At 63.9% G+C, this 18,452-nt stretch carries 16 protein-coding genes and 1 pseudogene; 5 read left to right on the top strand and 12 right to left on the bottom strand.

The genetic code is table 11. From position 1 onward, the window contains the following. The first annotated feature begins 7 nt into the window (after nucleotides 1–7). Nucleotides 8–244 carry a hypothetical protein gene (locus AC630_RS20340; protein ID WP_074120250.1) on the top strand — a complete coding sequence of 79 codons (237 nt, stop codon included), beginning with the start codon at nucleotides 8–10 and terminating at the stop codon, nucleotides 242–244. A 543-nt stretch (nucleotides 245–787) separates the two neighbouring features. Next, entirely contained in the window at nucleotides 788–1,612 is an 825-nt protein-coding gene (locus AC630_RS20335; protein WP_074120249.1) for a sulfite exporter TauE/SafE family protein, read from the top strand. Between the two features lie 125 nt (nucleotides 1,613–1,737). Here AC630_RS20335 and AC630_RS20330 read toward each other — a convergent pair whose 3' ends face one another. From AC630_RS20330 to cysG, 12 genes and pseudogenes are all read right to left on the bottom strand, one after another. Further along, complete coding sequence (locus tag AC630_RS20330; protein ID WP_074120248.1) at nucleotides 1,738–2,526, bottom strand: 3-hydroxybutyrate dehydrogenase; 789 nt, start codon at nucleotides 2,524–2,526, stop codon at nucleotides 1,738–1,740. Between the two features lies 1 nt (nucleotide 2,527). Next, nucleotides 2,528–3,703, bottom strand: a complete 1,176-nt coding sequence (locus AC630_RS20325) for a DUF3734 domain-containing protein (protein WP_074120247.1) — start codon at nucleotides 3,701–3,703, stop codon at nucleotides 2,528–2,530. Nucleotides 3,704–3,781: 78 nt separating this feature from the next. Further along, complete coding sequence (locus AC630_RS20320; RefSeq protein WP_074120246.1) at nucleotides 3,782–4,285, bottom strand: CAP domain-containing protein; 504 nt, start codon at nucleotides 4,283–4,285, stop codon at nucleotides 3,782–3,784. 90 nt (nucleotides 4,286–4,375) lie between these two features. Beyond that, nucleotides 4,376–5,414, bottom strand: a pseudogene (locus AC630_RS20315) (sulfate/molybdate ABC transporter ATP-binding protein). Next, nucleotides 5,404–6,315 (bottom strand): sulfate ABC transporter permease subunit CysW, encoded by a 912-nt coding sequence (cysW, locus tag AC630_RS20310; protein ID WP_074120245.1) that lies wholly within the window; start codon nucleotides 6,313–6,315, stop codon nucleotides 5,404–5,406. The pseudogene AC630_RS20315 and the gene cysW overlap by 11 nt, the downstream one beginning before the upstream one ends. Before the next feature lie 11 nt (nucleotides 6,316–6,326). Next, nucleotides 6,327–7,163: a sulfate ABC transporter permease subunit CysT gene (gene cysT, locus AC630_RS20305; RefSeq protein ID WP_074120244.1), complete on the bottom strand. Its 837-nt coding sequence runs from the start codon at nucleotides 7,161–7,163 to the stop codon at nucleotides 6,327–6,329. A gap of 37 nt (nucleotides 7,164–7,200) precedes the next feature. Further along, nucleotides 7,201–8,202, bottom strand: coding sequence for a sulfate ABC transporter substrate-binding protein (locus AC630_RS20300; protein WP_143198178.1), 1,002 nt, complete (start codon nucleotides 8,200–8,202; stop codon nucleotides 7,201–7,203). 112 nt (nucleotides 8,203–8,314) lie between these two features. Next, nucleotides 8,315–9,040, bottom strand: a complete 726-nt coding sequence (locus AC630_RS20295) for a phosphoadenylyl-sulfate reductase (RefSeq protein WP_074120243.1) — start codon at nucleotides 9,038–9,040, stop codon at nucleotides 8,315–8,317. Further along, nucleotides 9,037–9,552: a DUF934 domain-containing protein gene (locus tag AC630_RS20290; protein WP_074120242.1), complete on the bottom strand. Its 516-nt coding sequence runs from the start codon at nucleotides 9,550–9,552 to the stop codon at nucleotides 9,037–9,039. Before AC630_RS20290 ends, AC630_RS20295 begins: the two co-directional genes overlap by 4 nt. Beyond that, a complete protein-coding gene (locus AC630_RS20285) occupies nucleotides 9,539–11,194 on the bottom strand; it encodes a nitrite/sulfite reductase (protein ID WP_074120241.1) in 1,656 nt (551 codons plus the stop codon). The genes AC630_RS20290 and AC630_RS20285 overlap by 14 nt, the downstream gene beginning before the upstream one ends. 11 nt (nucleotides 11,195–11,205) lie before the next feature. Continuing rightward, nucleotides 11,206–11,523, bottom strand: coding sequence for a DUF2849 domain-containing protein (locus AC630_RS20280; protein WP_074120240.1), 318 nt, complete (start codon nucleotides 11,521–11,523; stop codon nucleotides 11,206–11,208). Beyond that, the gene (gene cysG / locus AC630_RS20275) at nucleotides 11,520–12,956 is read right to left on the bottom strand and encodes a siroheme synthase CysG (protein WP_074120239.1); all 1,437 of its coding nucleotides are present in this window, start codon (nucleotides 12,954–12,956) and stop codon (nucleotides 11,520–11,522) included. The genes AC630_RS20280 and cysG overlap by 4 nt, the downstream gene beginning before the upstream one ends. Before the next feature lie 244 nt (nucleotides 12,957–13,200). On the opposite strand from cysG, the gene cysD reads away from it, so the two are divergent. The 3 genes from cysD (at nucleotide 13,201) to AC630_RS20260 (ending at nucleotide 18,371) form a co-directional block, all read left to right on the top strand. Next, nucleotides 13,201–13,995 (top strand): sulfate adenylyltransferase subunit CysD, encoded by a 795-nt coding sequence (gene cysD / locus AC630_RS20270; protein ID WP_074120268.1) that lies wholly within the window; start codon nucleotides 13,201–13,203, stop codon nucleotides 13,993–13,995. 19 nt (nucleotides 13,996–14,014) lie between these two features. Then, nucleotides 14,015–15,931 carry an adenylyl-sulfate kinase gene (cysC, locus tag AC630_RS20265; RefSeq protein ID WP_074120238.1) on the top strand — a complete coding sequence of 639 codons (1,917 nt, stop codon included), beginning with the start codon at nucleotides 14,015–14,017 and terminating at the stop codon, nucleotides 15,929–15,931. 274 nt (nucleotides 15,932–16,205) lie between these two features. Next, nucleotides 16,206–18,371, top strand: coding sequence for a malate synthase G (locus AC630_RS20260; RefSeq protein ID WP_074120237.1), 2,166 nt, complete (start codon nucleotides 16,206–16,208; stop codon nucleotides 18,369–18,371). Nucleotides 18,372–18,452 lie beyond the last annotated feature (81 nt).

Here is an 18,452-nt window from a genome sequence, read left to right as displayed (position 1 = left end):
TTGGCTCATGGCTGCGCCCGACCTGAGAGATCTCCTCCACCGCGCTCAATCTTGGCCTGAAGAGGCCCAGAACGAGTTGATCGCTATTGCCAGTGAGATTGAAAACGAACTTGGCAGTGGCGAATATTCGGCTAGCCAGGAAGAGCTAAAGATCATCGATGCGGCCATGGCGGCCATTGATCGCGGCGAGACCGCGACCGAAGCCGAGATCACAGCGGCCTTCGCAAGATTCCGTTGCGGATGAAGCTCGTTTATTCGCGACAGGCCCTTTCTGATCTCAGCGACATCGCGAACTACTATACGACCAGCGCAAGTCCCGCGGTCGCAGAAGCCATTGCACGACGACTCGCCGACGTCATCGACGCGCATTCAGCGCGCACCGTTCTCGGCACCGAGCGTCGCACAACGTTCGGAAATCCGCGCATCATTGGTGGTCCGTTACCCATTTCGAATCTTCTACCGGGTTCGTGGCGACACTATCGACGTTCTCCATATTCGCCACACATCCCGACGGCCACTCATCGGACTGAATGAGCCGTCACAACGCGGCATCCCGATGACTGCGCCATCTGGATGGACCGGTTGCGGATACCGTTGGGACCCGCCTCAGCTCGCCGGCGGTACAAAACGCCCATTTCGCGAGAGATTGGCAGTTTGGATGAAATGCCTACGCGCTCCCGTTGAAGGGTATTATTTTTCTTATTCGCGCCATGTAGTTGCACTTCAGGGAAAATTTATTCTACGTCATATTGCCCAACTGACGAGATAAACCTAAGATTCTCTAACCATGATTGATCCGCTCTACGTCGCCTCCGGATTCGGCGTCGGCCTGCTGGTCGGGATGACCGGCGTAGGTGGCGGCTCGTTGATGACGCCGCTCCTGATCCTGCTGTTCGGCATTCATCCAACGACCGCTGTCGGCACCGATCTGCTCTATGCCGCCGCCACCAAGACCGGCGGCTGCGTCGTGCATGGCTGGTCGCGCAGCGTGCACTGGCCTGCGGTGCTGCGGCTCGCCTGCGGCAGCATTCCGGCAAGCGCCCTGACGTTGTTGGTGTTGTGGAAGCTCGATCTCAGAAGCGATGCCGAGCGCGACCTGGTCAACCTGGTGCTGTGCTTTGCCCTGACGCTGACGGCGATCTCGCTGATCTTCCGCAAGTCGATCTTGGAGCGTTACCGCAGAAGACTGGAGCACATCGACGAGCGCACCACGGCGATCGCGACCGTCAGCACCGGCATCGTGCTCGGCGTACTGGTCTCGATTTCGTCGGTCGGCGCCGGCGCCGTTGGCGTCACCGTTCTGCTGCTGCTCTACCCGCGCCTGCCGATGGCGACCATCGTCGGCTCCGATATCGCCCATGCCGTGCCGCTGACGCTGGTGGCCGGGACCGGACACTGGCTGCTCGGCTCGGTCGACTGGGGCCTGATGGGCGTTTTGCTGATGGGATCGCTGCCCGGCATCATCCTCGGCAGCTACAGCGCGACCCGCGTGCCGGAGACGGTGCTGCGCCTGGCGCTCGCCAGCGTCCTCGTCGTGGTCGCCGGCAAGATCATGTTCGCGGAATTGAACCTGTCATCCGCGATCGTCACCGCTCTGGCCTGGAGCCATTGAGACTCGGGCGGACGACGGAATCGTAGGGTGGGCAAAGCGGAGCGTGCCCACCATGTCTGCTCAATCGCGGAAGGATGGTGGGCACGGCGCTAACGCGCCTTTGCCCACCCTACGGCATCGAGCCCCTACTCGGCGGTCCAGCCGCCGTCGATCGAGAGGTTGGTGCCGGTGATCTGCGCGGCATCGTCGCCGCACAGGAACAGCGCCAGCGCGGCGACCTGCTCGGAGGTGACGAACTCCTTGGTCGGCTGCGCGTCGAGCAGCACGTCGTTGATGACCTGCTCGCGCGTCAGGTTGCGCGCCTTCATTGTGTCGGGGATCTGCTTTTCCACCAGCGGCGTCCAGACATAGCCGGGGCTGATGCAGTTGCAGGTGATCTTGTGGGTCGCGACTTCCAGCGCCACGGTCTTGGTCAGGCCCGCGATGCCGTGCTTGGCCGACACATAGGCCGACTTGAAGGGCGAGGCGACCAGCGAGTGCGCCGAGGCCGTGTTGATGATACGGCCCCAGCCCTTCTTCTTCATGCCGGGGACAGCAGCGCGAATGGCGTGGAAGGCCGATGACAGGTTGATCGCGATGATCTGGTCCCACTTCTCGATCGGGAATTCCTCGATGGGCGAGACGAACTGGATGCCGGCATTGTTGACGAGAATGTCGACCGAACCGAAGCTCTTCTCTCCGAGTGCGATCATCTCGGCGATTTCCGCCGGCTTGGTCATGTCGGCGGGCGAATAGACCGCTTTCACCTTGAAGTCGGACTCGATCTTCGAGCGCTCCTTCTCGATGTCCTCCGGCGAGCCGAAGCCGTTGATGACGACATTGGCGCCGGCGCCCGCGAAGGCACGCGCATAAGCAAGCCCGATGCCACTGGTCGACCCGGTCACGACGGCATTCTTGCCTGACAGACTACCCATTTTATTCGCTCCTTTTTGCCGAGGGCGCGGTAACGTCCCCCGTGAGATCGTAGGTCACCATGGTCTCGCCGGATTGAGGCTTTTCGAGCCAGTCCTTGTGGCGCATCGACAGATGCACGTCGCGTACGCCGGCTTCCCAGTGCTCGACCATGGCAACATGCGAGAAGTCGTAATCCTTGGACGAGGATTCGTAGTTCTTGCTGCGATAGATCAGATGCACCACGGTCACAGTGCTTTCGCGCGCCGCCTTGGCGAGGTATTCGACGGACGGATCGTTCTTCAGATAGTCGGGCAGCTTGCCGATCAGGTCGCGCACGGCCCTGCGGGCGTTGTGCAACTGCCTGTTCTTGTCCGTGTTCATGCGCGTGCGGCTGGAGTAGCGGATGTCCTTCTCGCGCTCGGCCGCTTCGAGCAACGAGGTCGGCAAGTCGCCGCGCGCGCTGAACAGATCGACCTGGAAGATCAGCATGTCGCGCGCGATTTCGGCATCGAGCACGTAGTCAAGCGGCGTGTTGGAGGCGATGCCGCCGTCCCAATAATGCTCGCCATCGATGATGACGGACGGAAAGCCGGGCGGCAGCGCGCCGGAGGCCATGATGTGCTCGGGGCCGATCTTCTTGCCGAGCTTCTTGAACTCGTAATTGTCGAAATATTTGAAGTTGCCCGAAGTGACGCCAACGGCACCGACCGACAGGCGCGTCTTCAGATCGTTGATGCGATCGAAATCGACCAGGCGTTCCAGCGTCTTCTTCAGCGGCGCGGTGTCGTAATAGCTCTCCGCTTCCGGATGGCCCGGCGGCCAGAGCGGCGCGGGCGGAACGCGGGGGACGAAGAAGCCGGGGACGCCGAAGGTCGCGATCAGCGCCGCGCTGGTCGAATTGAACAGCTCGCGGCTATGGTCGCTCTTGCCGATCGGCTTCCACGGCACCGGCGCGGAGACCATCTCCCAGAATTCCTTGAGCCGATCGACGCGTGTCTGCCCCTCGTTGCCGGCGATGATGGCGGCGTTGACCGCGCCGATCGAAATGCCGGCAACCCATTCCGGCTCGAAGCCGAAATGGCACAGCGACTGGTAGGCGCCGGCCTGATAGGAGCCGAGCGCGCCGCCGCCCTGGAGGACCAGGACGCGCTGCGCCTTCGCGGGGACTGTTGCGACTTCCGGGCTATGATCGGTCATGCGGGAACAATAGCAAGAGGCGAGCTAGCGTGACGACAGTCTGCCGCGGCGTCAATGCATCCCGGGATCAAGTCTGGCTTATCGCGGGTCCGTCGAAGCCAGGATCATGGTCCAGAACACCTTGTACTTGGTGCCCGGAGCGTAGCTCGCCGCTATGCCCAATTTTGTGACACCGCTCTTGAGCATGTTGGCGCGGTGCGGGGGCGAGTCGCGCCAGCCGGAAAACGCTTCCGCCAGCGTATGATAGCCGGCCGAGACGTTCTCGACCGCCACGCTCGCCGGATAGCCGCCGGCGCTGAGCCGCTTGGCCAGGGGCGCGCGGACGTCATGGTCCATCTTGTTGGCCGCCGCCATGGCGCCGGACTGGGATTCGGCAAGCCGCATCAGGTCGGGATCGATGACGACGGTGCCGAGGCCGTTGTTTTGGCGGTATTGCGAGATCATGATCGCAGCCGCCTGCCCATCGAGCCTGGAGCCCGGGACCGACATGTCCGCATACATGGACGGCTGCTGGACCGGCGCTTCGTTGCCGGCGCAGCCGGCAAGAAGCAAAGTGATGAGTATCGCGGCCGCAGCGCGCATGTGCAGGAGCCCCCAAATGAGGGGCCGTTGTTGCATACCAACAGTGGCTGAAAGGTGAATATTTAGGAAAATTTGACCCGATGGGCCGGCTCAGCCGCTCGCAAATATCCGGTAGCGGCGGGGCTCTAAGCCGATCGTGTCGCCGGCGCGCAGTTCCTTGTCGCGGGGGGGCGTCGATCTCGATGGTCTCGCCGCCTGATAGTGCGACCTCGGCCCGCTGCACCGGGCCGAAATTGCGGACATGCTGCACGGCGCCCTCGAAGGCGCCGCTGCCGGGCGGGCCGACCAGCATGTCATGTCGCCGCACGAACAGTTTTGACGCGCCAGGCGCCAGCCCTTCCGCCGCGAGGGGAAGCGACCGGTCGCCGAGCCTGATAACGCCGCCTTCGACCTCGACCGGCAGCTCGATGGACTCGCCGATGAAGCCGTGCACGAACGCTGTCGCCGGGGTCTCATAGACATCATCGGGCGAGCCGATCTGCTCGATCTTGCCCTTATCCATCACCACGACGCGGTTGGCGACTTCCAGCGCCTCCTCCTGGTCGTGAGTGACGAAGATCGAGGTCACGTTGATCTCGTGGTGCAGCGAGCGCAGCCATTTGCGCAGCTCCTTCCGCACCTTGGCATCGAGCGCGCCGAAGGGCTCGTCGAGCAGCAGGATGCGCGGCTCGATCGCGAGCGCGCGGGCGAGCGCGATGCGCTGGCGCTGGCCGCCGGAGAGCTGGCTTGGATAGCGGTCGGCGAGCCAGTCGAGCTGCACGAGATCGAGCAGCTCTTTGACGCGCGCACGGATGGTGGACTCATCCTTACGGATGGCGCGCGGCTGCACGCGCAGGCCGAACGCCACGTTCTCGAACACCGTCATGTGGCGGAACAGCGCGTAGTGCTGGAACACGAAGCCGACGTTCCGTTCACGCGCGCCCTGCGCCAGCGCGTCCTCGCCATTGAAAGAGACTTCGCCGGAGTCGGGCCAGTCGAGCCCCGCGATGATCCGCAGCAGCGTGGTCTTGCCCGAGCCGGAGGGCCCTAGCAGAGCCAGCAGCTCGCCATTGTCGACCTTGAGATCGACGCCGTCGAGGGCTGCGAAGCTGCCGAATTTCTTGACGAGATTCCTGACTTCAATGGTCACTGATGTCTTGTCCTTCGTCGAGATGGCGTTCCAGAACGGTCTTGGCGATCAGCGTGATCAGCGCCAGCATCGCCAGCAGCGAGGCGATCGCAAACGCAGCGACGAACTGGTACTCGTTGTAAAGAATCTCCACCAGCAGCGGCATGGTGTTGGTCTCGCCGCGGATATGGCCGGAGACGACCGAGACCGCGCCGAACTCGCCCATCGCGCGCGCATTGCAGAGCAGGACACCGTAGAGCACGCCCCATTTGATGTTGGGTAGCGTGACGCGGAAGAAGGTTTGCAATCCCGAGGCACCAAGCGAGATCGCGGCCTCCTCCTCCTGCGTGCCCTGCTCCTGCATCAGGGGGATCAGCGCGCGCGCCACGAACGGGAAGGTCACGAAGGTGGTGGCGAGCGCGATGCCGGGGACCGCGAACAGGATCTGGATGTCGTGATCGCGCAGCCAGCCACCGAAATAGCCTTGCGCGCCGAACAGCAGCACGAAGACGAGGCCCGAGATCACCGGGCTCACCGAGAACGGCAGGTCGATCAGCGTGATCAGGAAGGTCTTGCCCTTGAACTCGAACTTAGCGATGGCCCAGGCGGCGACCAGGCCGAACACGAGATTGAGGCCGACCGAGGTCGCCGCGACCAGCAGCGTCAGCCGGATCGCAGCAAGCGCCTCCGGCTCGGCGAGCGCGGCGAGATAAGCGAGAATGCCTTTCGAGAACGCTTGCGCGAATACGACGACCAGCGGGAGCACGACGAAGACGGAGAGAAAGATCATCGCCAGCGCGATGATGACGATTCGGACCGCCCTCGGTTCGGTCCGAAGGTTGTCGTGCGCGGCGGCGCCGTGCGCACGCGCGCGTGCATCGGGCGAGACCAGCGAGACGGAGTCTGCGATCTGCATCGTCATCGCATCCCACCTCAACGCGCCGGGATCCGGCTCTGCGCCCAGCGCTGGAGCCGGTTGACGGCAAAGATGATGACGAAGGAGACGACGAGCATGACCACCGCGATCGCGGTCGCATCGGCGTAGCGGAATTCGGAGAGCCGGATCACGATCAGGAGCGGCGCGATCTCGGACACGTTCGGCAGATTGCCGGCGATGAAGATCACCGAGCCGTACTCGCCGACGGCGCGGGCGAAGGCGAGCGCGAGACCGGTGAGCAGCGCCGGGGCCAGCGAGGGCAGGATCACGCGAATGATCGTCTGCCAGCGGCTCGCTCCCAGGCTGCCCGCGGCCTCCTCGATTTCAGGATCGAGATCCTGGAGCACCGGCTGCACCGTGCGCACCACGAAGGGGATGCCGATGAAGATCATGGCGATGAAGATGCCGAGCGGCGTGAACGCCACCTTGATGCCGAGCGCCGCGAGCGGCGCGCCCAGCCAGCCCTTCTCGGCGAACAGCGAGGTCAGCGCGACGCCGGCAACCGCCGTCGGCAGCGCAAAGGGCACGTCGACGATGGCATCGAACAGCCGCCGGCCCGGAAAGCGGTAGCGCACCAGCGCCCAGACGATGATGCTGCCCATCACCAGATTGACGCAGGCCGCCGCAAAGGCGAGCCCGAAGGAGACGCGAAGCGCATTCAGGGTGCGGCGGCTGGAGAGGATGGCCCAGAACTGCTCTGGGCTCAGCTCGAACGATTTCAGGAACAGCCCCGCGAGCGGAATCAGGATGATGACGGACAGCCAGGACAGCGTCAGTCCCATCGTGAGACCGAAGCCCGGCAATGTCCGGCGTCGTGCTGCGATTGCGCTCACCAGGCCCCCTGCTAAAGCCTCTTAAGACAGCGCCCGATCAGTTCTTGTAGATCTGATCAAAGACGCCACCGTCGGCAAAATGTTCCTTCTGCGCCTTGGGCCAGCCGCCGAACACATCGTCGATCGTGAACAGCTCGACCTTTGCGAAGGAGTTTTCATACTTCTTGGCGATCCCGGCATCGCGCGGACGGTAGAAGTTGCGCGCGGCGATCTCCTGACCTTCCTTCGTGTACCAGTACTGGAGGTAGGCATCGGCGCCGTTACGGGTGCCCTTCTTGTCGGCAACCTTGTCGACGATCGCGACCGGCGGCTCGGCGAGGATCGATTGCGGCGGCGCCACGATCTCGAATTTCTCCGGACCAAATTCCTTCAAGGCGAGATACGCCTCGTTCTCCCAGGCAAGCAGCACGTCGCCGACGCCGCGCTCAACGAAGGTCACGGTGGCGCCGCGGGCGCCGGTATCGAGCACCGGCACCTGCTGATAGAGTTTTCCGATGAAGTCCTTGGCCTTGTCGGCCGAGCCGTATTTCTTCTGCGCGAAGCCCCAGGCTGCCAGATAATTCCAGCGTGCGCCGCCCGAGGTCTTCGGGTTCGGCGTGATCACGGCAACGCCCGGCTTGAGCAGATCGTCCCAGTCCCTGATGCCCTTCGGATTGCCCTTGCGCACCAGGAACACGATGGTCGACGTATACGGCGATGAATTCTGCGGAAGACGCTTCTGCCAGTCGCCCGCGGTGAGGCCCTTGGCGGCGATGGCGTCGATGTCATAGGCGAGCGCGAGCGTCACCACATCGGCCTGCAATCCGTCGATCACCGCGCGTGCTTGCGATCCGCTGCCGCCGTGTGACTGCTTGATCTCGACGCTCTTGCCGGTCTCCTTCTGATAGGCGTTCGCGAACGCCTTGTTGAATTCGACATAAAGCTCGCGCGTCGGATCGTACGACACATTCAGCAGATTGATGTCAGCGGCGAGAGCCGAGCTTGCCCAGAGGAGTCCTGCAGCGAGCGGAACGATACGGCGCATCATGTCCATCTCCATTCACTTCGACGACTTCAATGTCAGCGAAGGCATGCAGGCGAAACTCGTGGCGAAACGCTCTCAAGTCAACGGAACCGGATTTTCTTGTTCGCAGCGTGGCAGCTCGACTGTGCTACGAAGTCTTCATCGTGTGGATGCCGCATTCTGTCTTGGCGCGGCCGCGCCAGCGGCCGGCTCGTGCATCCTCGCCCTCAGTCGTTCTGCTCGTGCAAGGCATACACCCAACCGACAGGAAACCGGACTCCACCAGTGGGTGACGCGGCAATTTGGCGCGGACGAAAATCGCATCGAGTTCCTCACGCGAGACGTTGGCGAAGGGATTGAACTTCAACCGCGCGCCGTCGTGCTCGACCACCGGAATGTCGGCGCGCGCATTGCCCTGGAAGCGCTTGCGTCCGTTGATCCAGGCCGAGAAAGGCTTTAGCGCGCGAGACAGCGGTTCCACTTTACGGATACGGCAGCAGGCGTCGGGATCGGAGAACCAGAGGTCGCGGTCGGGATCTTCGCGCGACAGCGCCTCCTCGGCCGGCTTGATCGAGCGGACATCCTTCAATCCGAGGGTTGCGATCAGCGTGTCGCGATAAGCAAGCGTCTCCTCGAACAGCCAGCCGGTGTCGAGGAAGATCACCGGGATCGCCGGATCAACGTCCGCCATGACCTTGAGCAGCGTCGCCGATTCCGTGCCGAAGGACGACACCAGCGCAAGCTTCTCGCGCCCGACGGTCCTCAGGGCCGCAGCGATGACTTCCGCGGGCGAGGCATCGCGCAAGTCACGATCGAGCTCATCCGCCGAAGGCAGCGCAGAGACGGACGAGATCTGAGGCGCGATTGCGCTCACGTGCCGACACCTTCGGAGTGACGCAACTGCATGCGCCGGTGCAGCGCCGTGACACGACCGTCGCCGGTCGGCTGGTAGAACACCGAATAGCGCTTCGCGGTCTGCATGAAGGCTTCCGCGTCGGCCTGCTTTTTCACCTCGAAAGAGTCGAAGCCGGCGCGCAGCATGAACACGAACTGGTCGCGCAGGATCTGGCCGGTCGCACGCAATTCGCCGCGGTAATTGTACCGCTCGCGCAGTAGCCGAGCCTGGCTGTAGGCGCGCCCGTCGCGGAAGGTCGGGAACACCAGCGCGACAGCCGCGACCTTGCCGAGATACGGCACGAGCTCGTCGATGTCGCGGTTGTTGGGCCAGATCACGCCGACCTTGCCGGCGCGCTTGAGCAACGCATCCGCATCGCTGACGAAGCGCTCGGCCGGCACCAGGATGTCGCCGCCCTCGGGCAGCGGCATGTCGACGGCAAGCTTGACGAAGCTGTCGTCGACGATCTTTCCGCCGTTAACGAGTGGCATAGACGCGCTCCTTGAAGGGTTCGACGCCGAGGCGTTTCACCGTGTCGATGAACAGCTCTTCGGGCCGCTCGCGCAGCGCAAGATAGGCTTCCACAATGTCCTCGATGACGTCGGCGACCTCGTCGAACTTGACGCCGGGGCCGATCAGATTGCCGAGCGCGGCGCTCTCGTCGGCGCGGCCGCCGATGGTGATCTGATAGACCTCCTCGCCGTTCTTCTCGACGCCAAGAATGCCGATATGGCCGACATGGTGATGGCCGCAGGCGTTGATGCAGCCGGAGATGTTGATGTGCAGCCGGCCGATCAGATTGGCGAGCTCGTGATTGGCGAAGCGCCGCGTCAACTCCTGCGCGATCGGGATCGAGCGCGCATTCGCCAGCGAGCAATAATCCAGACCGGGGCAGGCGATGATGTCGGTGATCAGGTTGACGTTCGGCGTCGCAAGCCCGAGCTTGTCGAGCGTCTTCCACAACGCCGGCAGGTCGCGCTTGGCGACGTGCGGCAGCGCGAGGTTCTGCTCGTGGCCGACGCGGATCTCGCCGAAGGAATATTTGTCGGCGAGATCGGCGAGCGCATCCATCTGCTCGGCCGTGGCGTCGCCGGGCGGCCCGCCGGTCGGCTTCAGGGAGATCGTGACGATGGAGTAGCCCTGCACCTTGTGCGGAGCCACCGAGTTCTTGCGCCACGCCTCGAAATCGCGATCGGCCGCAGCCTGCCGCAGCTCGTCCGGCATGTGCGGCAACTTCTCGTAGGCCGGATAGGTGAAACGCGAGCGAATGTCCTCGATCACCTCGTCGTCGATCTGGAGCGAGGAGTTGCGGATGTGCTGCCACTCCTCCTCGACCTCGCGGGAGAATTTCTCGATGCCGAGCTCGTGCACCAGGATCTTGATGCGCGCCTTGTAGATGTTGTCGCGGCGGCCATACTGGTTGTAGACCCGCAGGATCGCCTCGATGTAGCTCAGGATATCACGACCATGCACGAAGTGCTTGATGGTCTTGGCGATGAATGGCGTGCGGCCGAGACCGCCGCCGACGAGCACCTCGAAGCCGGTCTCGCCCTTCTCGTTCCTGATCAGCCTGAGACCGATGTCGTGGATCTTGATCGCGGCACGGTCGTGGTCCGATGCGGTGATCGCGATCTTGAACTTGCGCGGCAGGAACGAGAATTCGGGATGCAGCGTGGTGTGCTGGCGGATCAGCTCCGACCAGATGCGGGGATCCTCGATCTCGCCGGGCGCGACGCCGGCCCACTGGTCCGAGGTGACGTTGCGCATGTTGTTGCCGGAGGTCTGCATCGCATGGATGCCGACCTTGGCCAGATCAGCCAGCGCATCCGGCAGCTCGGCGAGCTTGATCCAGTTGAACTGGATGTTCTGCCGCGTGGTGAAATGGCCGTAGCCGCGATCGTATTTCCGCGCGACATGCGCGAGCGCGCGCAGCTGGTTCGTTGCCAGCGTTCCGTAGGGAATCGCGACGCGGAACATGTAGGCGTGCAGCTGCAGATATACACCGTTCTGCAAGCGCAGGATCTTGAACTCGTCCTCGGTGAGCTCGCCCGAGAGGCGCCGCTTCACCTGGTCGCGGAATTCCGAGACGCGCTCGTTGACCAGCGTGCGGTCGATTTCGTCGTAAGCATACATGAGAGAATGCCTTAAACCTGGACCGGCTGTCCGATGGTCACGCCGGTGCAGCGGATCTGTTCGCGCAGATTGCCGGGCTCGATCTTGCCGTCCTCGCCAACCTGCACCGGCGCGATATAGGGACCGATCGCGCCGACGTCATCAGCCACGGACTCCGCAAGCAACGCTTTGGCGTCATCGGAGCTGCGCACGATCGCGGCTTCCGACAAGTCTGCGGACCACCCCTTGGCGGCGGTGCGATAAACCACGATGCCGTCCCAGGTGCGGTTGGCGGTCACGACCGAGGGGCCGGCGATTTTGATCTTCTTCTGTTCAAGCGGGGAGGTCATTCGGCTGCATCCAGTAGGTCAGAGATGATTTGAGCTGAGTTTTTCTTGGGGGTTTGGCGGCGAAGGGAACCGGCATGCCGGACCACATCGCCGATGATGAGAATGGCGGGACCGCCATTGGTCCGCCGCACGAGCTCGGGCAGATCGCGCAGCGTGCCGATCGCGCCTTGCGCGTCGGGACGCGTGACGCGGGCGAACACGCCGACCGGAGTCTCCGGCGAGCGGCCGGCGGCGAAGAGGCCGGCGCGTATGGCCGGCGCAGCAGTCATGCCCATGTAGACCACGACGGTCATCTTGGTGTCGGTCAGCGTCGACCAGTCCACCGTCTCGGCATCACGCGCCTTGTGCGCGGTGAGGAAGGTGATGCGGGTCGCTTCATGACGGTAGGTGAGCGGCACCTCGAAATCGGCGGCGCCGCCGAGCCCCGCGGTGATGCCGGGAACGATCGAATAGGCAACGCCCGCTGTGCGCAACGCTTCCACCTCTTCGCCGCCGCGGCCGAACACGAAGGGATCGCCGCCCTTCAGCCGCACGACACGCTGGCCGGATTGCGCGGCTTCGATCATGCGCTTGTTGATGGCGTCCTGGCCGATACCGGGCTTGCCGACGCGGCGGCCGACCGGAACGCGCGTGGTGTCGCGGCGGATGCGGTCGAGAATTTCAGGTGAGACCAGCTCGTCGTGGAAGACGATATCGGCGTCCTGGAGCGCGCGCAGCGCCTTGATGGTGAGAAGATCGGGATCGCCCGGACCGGCGCCGACAAGCGTAACAGAGCCTTCGGGCTTGTCGGCGCGCGCAAACGCGGATGGATCGGAAATCGCCTTGATCGCCGCATCGGCTTCGCCCTTGCGGCCGGCGAGCACGGAGGCGCCGATCGGACCGTCGATGACGCGCTCCCAGAAACGGCGGCGCAGTGGAAACTCGGCGATGCGCTCGTTGATGGATTTGCGGAAGCCACCGATGAACTCGGCGAGCTCGCCGATACGCGCTGGCAGCAGCGCCTCGATCTTCTCGCGCACGCGCCGCGCCACCACCGGTGACGTGCCACCGGTGCCGACCGCGACCACGACGTCGCCGCGGTCGACGATCGCCGGGAAGATGAAGCTGGAATGTTCGAGATCGTCCATGACGTTGACAGGCAGGCCGAGCGCCTTGGCGCGAACCGACATCGCAACGCCGACATCGCCCGCGCCGGCGCAGACGACGGCGATGACGCCGGCAAGATCGGCCGCGAGCGGATCGCCCGTCGCGATTTCAATACGCGCCGCATCTTCAGAGCTGAGGTTCAAGTCGTGATTATCGTCGATCGCATGCACGCGAATGCGCGCACCGGCCGCCGCGAGCACGCGCAATTTTGCACGCAAAAGCTCGCCCGCGCCGATGAGAACCACCGGACCGGCCTTGAGATCGAGGAACACCGGCAAGAACCGCATACGATACTCGCTTCCCCACATCCGGGGTTGACTGGAATTATTTTCTATATATGTGTCGTTTCGAGCGCGCAAAGAGAAAATTTCTTCTTCTCTTCTGCATCACAAGTATGGAATTTTCTCCTCCAAACGCAAAGTGGCAGAGATGCATCTTCTCAAGGACGATTCCGTTGCTGATCGATTGAGCAGCCCGGCGGTGGCCGAACGCGTGCACGCGCAAGAATTTTCCGCTGACCTTGCCCCGAGCATGGATCATCTCGACCAACTCGAAGCCCAGAGCATCTACATCTTCCGCGAGGCCTTCGCCCGCCTGAAGAAGATTGCCCTGCTGTGGTCGCTCGGCAAGGACTCCAACGTCATGATCTGGCTGGCGCGCAAGGCGTTCTTCGGCCGGATGCCGTTCCCGGCTCTCCATGTCGACACCGGCAAGAAGTTTCCGGAGATGTATCGCTTCCGCGATCATTACGGGAAGGAGTGGGATCTCGATCTGCGTGTCGAGCCCTGCCCTCCCATCGATGCCGTCGACCCAACGCTGCCGCCGGCCGCCCGTTCCGCCGCGCGCAAGACCGAGGGCCTCAAGATGGCGCTCGGCAAATTCGGCTTTGACGGCCTGATCGCCGGCATCCGCCGCGACGAGGAGGCAACGCGCGCCAAGGAGCGCGTGTTCTCGCCGCGCGGCCTGGAAGGCAATTGGGACGTCCGCGACCAGCCGCCGGAGTTCTGGGACCAGTTCAACGCTTCGCCGCCGTCGGGCGCGCATTTGCGCATCCACCCGATCCTGCATTGGACCGAGGCTGATATCTGGGCCTACACCAAGCGCGAGAACATTCCGATCATCCCGCTCTACCTCTCCCAGAACGGCAAGCGCTATCGCTCACTGGGTGATCAGGACATCACCAATCCGGTCGCTTCGACGGCGTCCAATATCGACGAGATACTGATCGAACTCGAGCAGACCAAAGTGCCGGAGCGTGCCGGCCGTGCGCTCGACCACGAGACCGAGGACGCCTTCGAGCGCCTGCGCGTCGCCGGCTATCTCTGATCAAGGACGCTACGCGGTTATGAACATGATCGTCACCACGGCTTCGCCCGCCACTCCGAACGGCACCACGCGTCCTCAGGTCAGCATCGTCATCGTCGGCCATGTCGACCACGGCAAGTCGACGCTGGTCGGCCGCCTCCTGCATGAGACCGGCAGCCTGCCCGAGGGCAAGCTCGAGATGCTCAAAGCCGTCAGCGCGCGGCGCGGCATGCCGTTCGAATGGTCGTTCCTGCTCGATGCGCTGCAGACCGAGCGCGACCAGGGCATCACGATCGACACCACGCAGATCCGCTTCCGCACCAATTCGCGCGACATCGTGCTGATCGATGCCCCCGGCCACGCCGAATTCCTCCGCAACATGATCACCGGCGCCTCGCAGGCCGACGGCGCAGTGCTGATCATCGACGCGCTTGAAGGCGTGCGCGACCAGACCCGGCGGCACGGCTATCTCCTGCACCTGCTCGGCGTGAAGCAGGTCGCGGTCGTCGTCAACAAGATGGACCGCGTCGACTTCTCCGCGGAACGTTTCAAGGAGATCAGCGACGAGATCTCGGCGCATTTGCAAGGCCTCGGCGTGAGGCCCACGGCAGTGATCCCGATCTCGGCGCGCGACGGCGATGGTGTTGCCGAAAGGACCGACCGCATCGGCTGGTACAAGGGCCCGACCGTGGTCGAGGCGCTCGACCGGCTCGAGCCGGCGCGACCGCTTGAAGCGCTGGCGCTGCGCCTGCCGGTGCAGGCAATCTACAAGTTCGACGATCGCCGCATCGTCTCCGGCCGTATCGAATCCGGCAGCCTCATTGCCGGCGACGAGATCGTGATCATGCCGGCCGGCAAGATCGCAAGGATCAAGACCGTCGAAAGCTGGCCGGTGACGCCGGTCGCGGGCCGGCAGGGCGCAGGCCGCTCGGTCGGCATCACGCTCGACCGTGAATTGTTCATCGAGCGTGGCGACATCGTTGCTCATGCCCGCACCGCTCCCCGCGAGACGCGGCGGTTGCGCGCGCGCATCTTCTGGCTGCATGACAAGCCGCTCGCCAAGGGCGACCAGCTCCTGGTCCGCTGTGGACCGAAGGAAAGCCGCGCCACCGTCGTCGCCATCGAGAAGGCGGTTGATCCCGGCGAGCTGTCGAGCGTCGAGAACAAGGCGATCGGCCGCAATCATGTCGGCGAGATCGACATCTCGCTGTCCAATCCGATCGCGGTCGATCCCTACACGGAAAATCCGCGGACCGGTCGGCTCGTGATCGAGGTGTCCGGGCGCATCGCCGGCGGCGGCCTCGTTCTGTCCGTCGATGCCGGCCAGCGCGCCGTGCCCGTGGACATCGTGCCGGTGGAATCGGCGCTGCGGCCCGACGAACGCTCCGCGCGTTACCGCCATAACGGCGCGGTGGTCTGGCTCACGGGCCTGCCGGCTTCGGGCAAGTCGACGCTGGCGAAGGCACTGGAGCGGCGGCTGTTCACCAATGGCGGCTCTCCGATCCTGCTGGACGGCGATACGCTGCGAGCTGGGCTCAACAGCGATCTCGGCTTCTCCGCCGCTCATCGCAGCGAGAACATCCGCCGCCTCGCCGAGGTCGCGACGCATCTCGCCCGCAACGGCCATATCGCGATTGTCGCCGCCGTCTCACCCGCACGCGAGGACCGCGCCGCGGCGCGCCGCATCGCCGACACCGCATTCCGCGAGATCCATGTCGCGACGCCTGCAGAGATTTGCGAAGAGCGCGATCCCAAGGGCCACTACAAGAAGGCCCGCGCCGGCGCTCTCGCGTCGTTCACCGGCATCGGCAACGACTACGAAGCCCCGCAGGCGGCCGAGCTCGTGATCGACACGTCGACGCGGACGGTTGCGGACGCGGCGGACGAGATCGAGCGCATGCTGAAGACGACCGGCGTGTTGTTCGACGAGGTCGTGGATCTCGCCGCGAATATTTGAGGACTGTCCTACCCCGCTGTCGTCGCCCGGCTTGACCAGCGTTGGGATACGGAGAAGCCGCGGCGTACTGGATTCCCCGCCTTCGCGGGGAATGACAACGGTGTGTGGGGCCGCCCGCACCTCGTCTTGACATTTTGACAAACCTTTAGGGGTCTTCTCACGGCCTCGATTTTGGGGCTAATAGGGCTCCGAAAGCCGCCCTTTATGGGCGCATTTTGCTGCTGTCGGGTCAAAAGCAGCCAAAAAACAGCCATTTCGAACAAGAAAGCCCACCATGAAACGCGTCGACGCCCACGGATTGAAGATCGCTCCCGTCCTGTTTGACTTCATCGCCAAGGAAGCGGCCCCGAAATCGGGGATCGCGCCGGATGCGTTCTGGGCCGGGGTTGCCGCCATCATCAAGGACCTGGGGCCGAAGAACCGCGCGCTGCTGGCGGTGCGCGACACGCTGCAGGCCAAGATCGACGACTGGCACCGCGCCAACAAGGGCAAGGCGTTCGACCTCGATGCCTACACCGCCTTCCTGAAGGAGATCGGCTATCTCGTCCCCGAACCGGCGACGCAGAAGGTCGAGACCGCCAATGTCGACGAAGAAATCGGCCAGATCTGCGGCCCGCAGCTCGTCGTGCCTCTCACCAATGCGCGCTATGCGCTGAACGCCGCGAATGCGCGCTGGGGCTCGCTCTATGACGCCTTCTACGGCACCGACGCGATCCCGCACGATCCTTCCGAAAGCGGCAAGGGTTACAACAAGGCGCGCGGCGACAAGGTGATCGCGAAAGCGAAAGCCTTCCTCGACGCCGCCGTGCCACTGGCGACCGGCAGCCACACCGACGTCACCGCCTATAGCGTCGTCGCGGGCCAGCTTGCGGTGAAGCTGAAAAGCGGCAATGCCACCGCGCTGAAGAACGCCGCGCAGTTCGCCGGCTTCCAGGGCGATGCGGCTGCGCCGAGCGCGGTGCTGCTCGTCAACAACGGCCTGCATGTCGAGGTGAAGATCGATCGCAACAGCGCGATCGGCAAGGACGATCCGGCCGGCGTCGCCGACATGATCATGGAAGCCGCGGTCTCCACCATCCTCGACATGGAGGACTCGGTCGCCGCGGTCGACGCCGAGGACAAGGTGCTGGTCTATCGCAACACCCTCGGCCTCATGAACGGCACGTTGTCTGCCGACTTCGAGAAGGGCGGCAAGACGATGACGCGCTCGCTCAACACCGATCGCAGCTACAAGACGCCTGATGGCATGGGCGAGATCAAGCTGCATGGTCGCAGCCTGCTGCTGATGCGCAACTGCGGTCACCACATGTTCACCGATGCGCTGCTGGACGAGAAGGGCGAGGAGATTCCGGAAGGCCTGCTCGACGCCGCCGTCTCCGGGCTTCTGGCCATCCACGACCTCAAGGGCAATTCCAAGGTCAGGAACAGCCGCACCGGCTCGGCTTACATCGTCAAGCCGAAGATGCACGGCCCCGACGAGGTGTCGCTGACCTGCGAGATCTTCGACCGCGTCGAGAAGATGCTGGGCTTGCCGGAAAACACGCTCAAGGTCGGCATCATGGACGAGGAGCGGCGTACCACCGTCAACCTCAAGGCCTGCATCCAGCGCGCCTCCAAGCGCATCATGTTCATCAACACCGGCTTCCTCGACCGCACCGGCGACGAGATCCACACTTCGATGGAAGCGGGTCCCATGATCCGCAAGAACGAGATGAAGGCGCAGGCCTGGATCAAGGCCTATGAGGACTGGAACGTCGACATGGGCCTGATCGATGGCCTCCCCGGCCACGCTCAGATCGGCAAGGGCATGTGGGCCGCGCCCGACAAGATGGCGGACATGCTGGCGCAGAAGCTCGCCCATCCGCAGGCCGGCGCCACCACTGCCTGGGTGCCCTCGCCGACCGCGGCGACGTTGCACGCCCTGCACTATCACCAGGTCAACGTCATCGCGCGCCAGCAGGAGCTCACCAAGGGCGGGCCGCGCGCAAAACTCTCCGACATCCTCACCATTCCGGTGTCGAAGTCGAACTGGGCGCCCGATGACGTCAAGCAGGAGATCGACAACAACTGCCAGGGCATCCTTGGTTATGTCGTGCGCTGGATCGACCAGGGCGTCGGCTGCTCCAAGGTGCCCGACATCCACGATGTCGGCCTGATGGAAGACCGCGCGACCTTGCGCATCTCCAGCCAGCATCTCGCCAACTGGCTGCACCAGGGCGTCATCACCGAAGCGCAGGTGATGGAATCGCTCAAGCGCATGGCCGCCGTCGTCGACAAGCAGAATGCCGGCGACGCGATCTACAAGCCGATGGCGCCTGCCTTCGACGGCGTCGCCTTCAAGGCCGCCTGCGACCTCATCTTCAAGGGCCGCGAGCAGCCGAACGGCTACACCGAATACATCCTCACCGCCCGCCGCCGCGAGGCCAAGGCTCTTAGCTAACAAGGCTCTTAGCTAACAAGGCTGCGGGTTAAGCCCGGTCGCTGGAATGTCAAAAGCCCCGGCGCCAGCCGGGGCTTTTTT

The organism is Bradyrhizobium sp. AS23.2, from assembly GCF_001908185.1.
In the GTDB taxonomy this organism is placed as follows: Bacteria; Pseudomonadota; Alphaproteobacteria; order Rhizobiales; family Xanthobacteraceae; genus Bradyrhizobium.
This window is presented reverse-complemented; position numbering and strand designations above follow the sequence as displayed.

What these genes read in the sequence shown, in the direction of transcription:
- cysC (WP_074120238.1), top strand. Translation starts at nt 14,015, where the DNA reads ATGAACATGATCGTCACCACGGCTTCGCCCGCCACTCCGAACGGCACC.
- AC630_RS20285 (WP_074120241.1), bottom strand. Translation starts at nt 11,194, where the DNA reads ATGTATGCTTACGACGAAATCGACCGCACGCTGGTCAACGAGCGCGTC.
- AC630_RS20290 (WP_074120242.1), bottom strand. Translation starts at nt 9,552, where the DNA reads ATGCCACTCGTTAACGGCGGAAAGATCGTCGACGACAGCTTCGTCAAG.
- cysW (WP_074120245.1), bottom strand. Translation starts at nt 6,315, where the DNA reads ATGACGATGCAGATCGCAGACTCCGTCTCGCTGGTCTCGCCCGATGCA.
- AC630_RS20325 (WP_074120247.1), bottom strand. Translation starts at nt 3,703, where the DNA reads ATGACCGATCATAGCCCGGAAGTCGCAACAGTCCCCGCGAAGGCGCAG.
- AC630_RS20300 (WP_143198178.1), bottom strand. Translation starts at nt 8,202, where the DNA reads ATGGAGATGGACATGATGCGCCGTATCGTTCCGCTCGCTGCAGGACTC.
- AC630_RS20330 (WP_074120248.1), bottom strand. Translation starts at nt 2,526, where the DNA reads ATGGGTAGTCTGTCAGGCAAGAATGCCGTCGTGACCGGGTCGACCAGT.
- AC630_RS20340 (WP_074120250.1), top strand. Translation starts at nt 8, where the DNA reads ATGGCTGCGCCCGACCTGAGAGATCTCCTCCACCGCGCTCAATCTTGG.
- cysD (WP_074120268.1), top strand. Translation starts at nt 13,201, where the DNA reads ATGGATCATCTCGACCAACTCGAAGCCCAGAGCATCTACATCTTCCGC.
- AC630_RS20260 (WP_074120237.1), top strand. Translation starts at nt 16,206, where the DNA reads ATGAAACGCGTCGACGCCCACGGATTGAAGATCGCTCCCGTCCTGTTT.
- AC630_RS20335 (WP_074120249.1), top strand. Translation starts at nt 788, where the DNA reads ATGATTGATCCGCTCTACGTCGCCTCCGGATTCGGCGTCGGCCTGCTG.
- cysG (WP_074120239.1), bottom strand. Translation starts at nt 12,956, where the DNA reads ATGCGGTTCTTGCCGGTGTTCCTCGATCTCAAGGCCGGTCCGGTGGTT.
- AC630_RS20320 (WP_074120246.1), bottom strand. Translation starts at nt 4,285, where the DNA reads ATGCGCGCTGCGGCCGCGATACTCATCACTTTGCTTCTTGCCGGCTGC.
- AC630_RS20280 (WP_074120240.1), bottom strand. Translation starts at nt 11,523, where the DNA reads ATGACCTCCCCGCTTGAACAGAAGAAGATCAAAATCGCCGGCCCCTCG.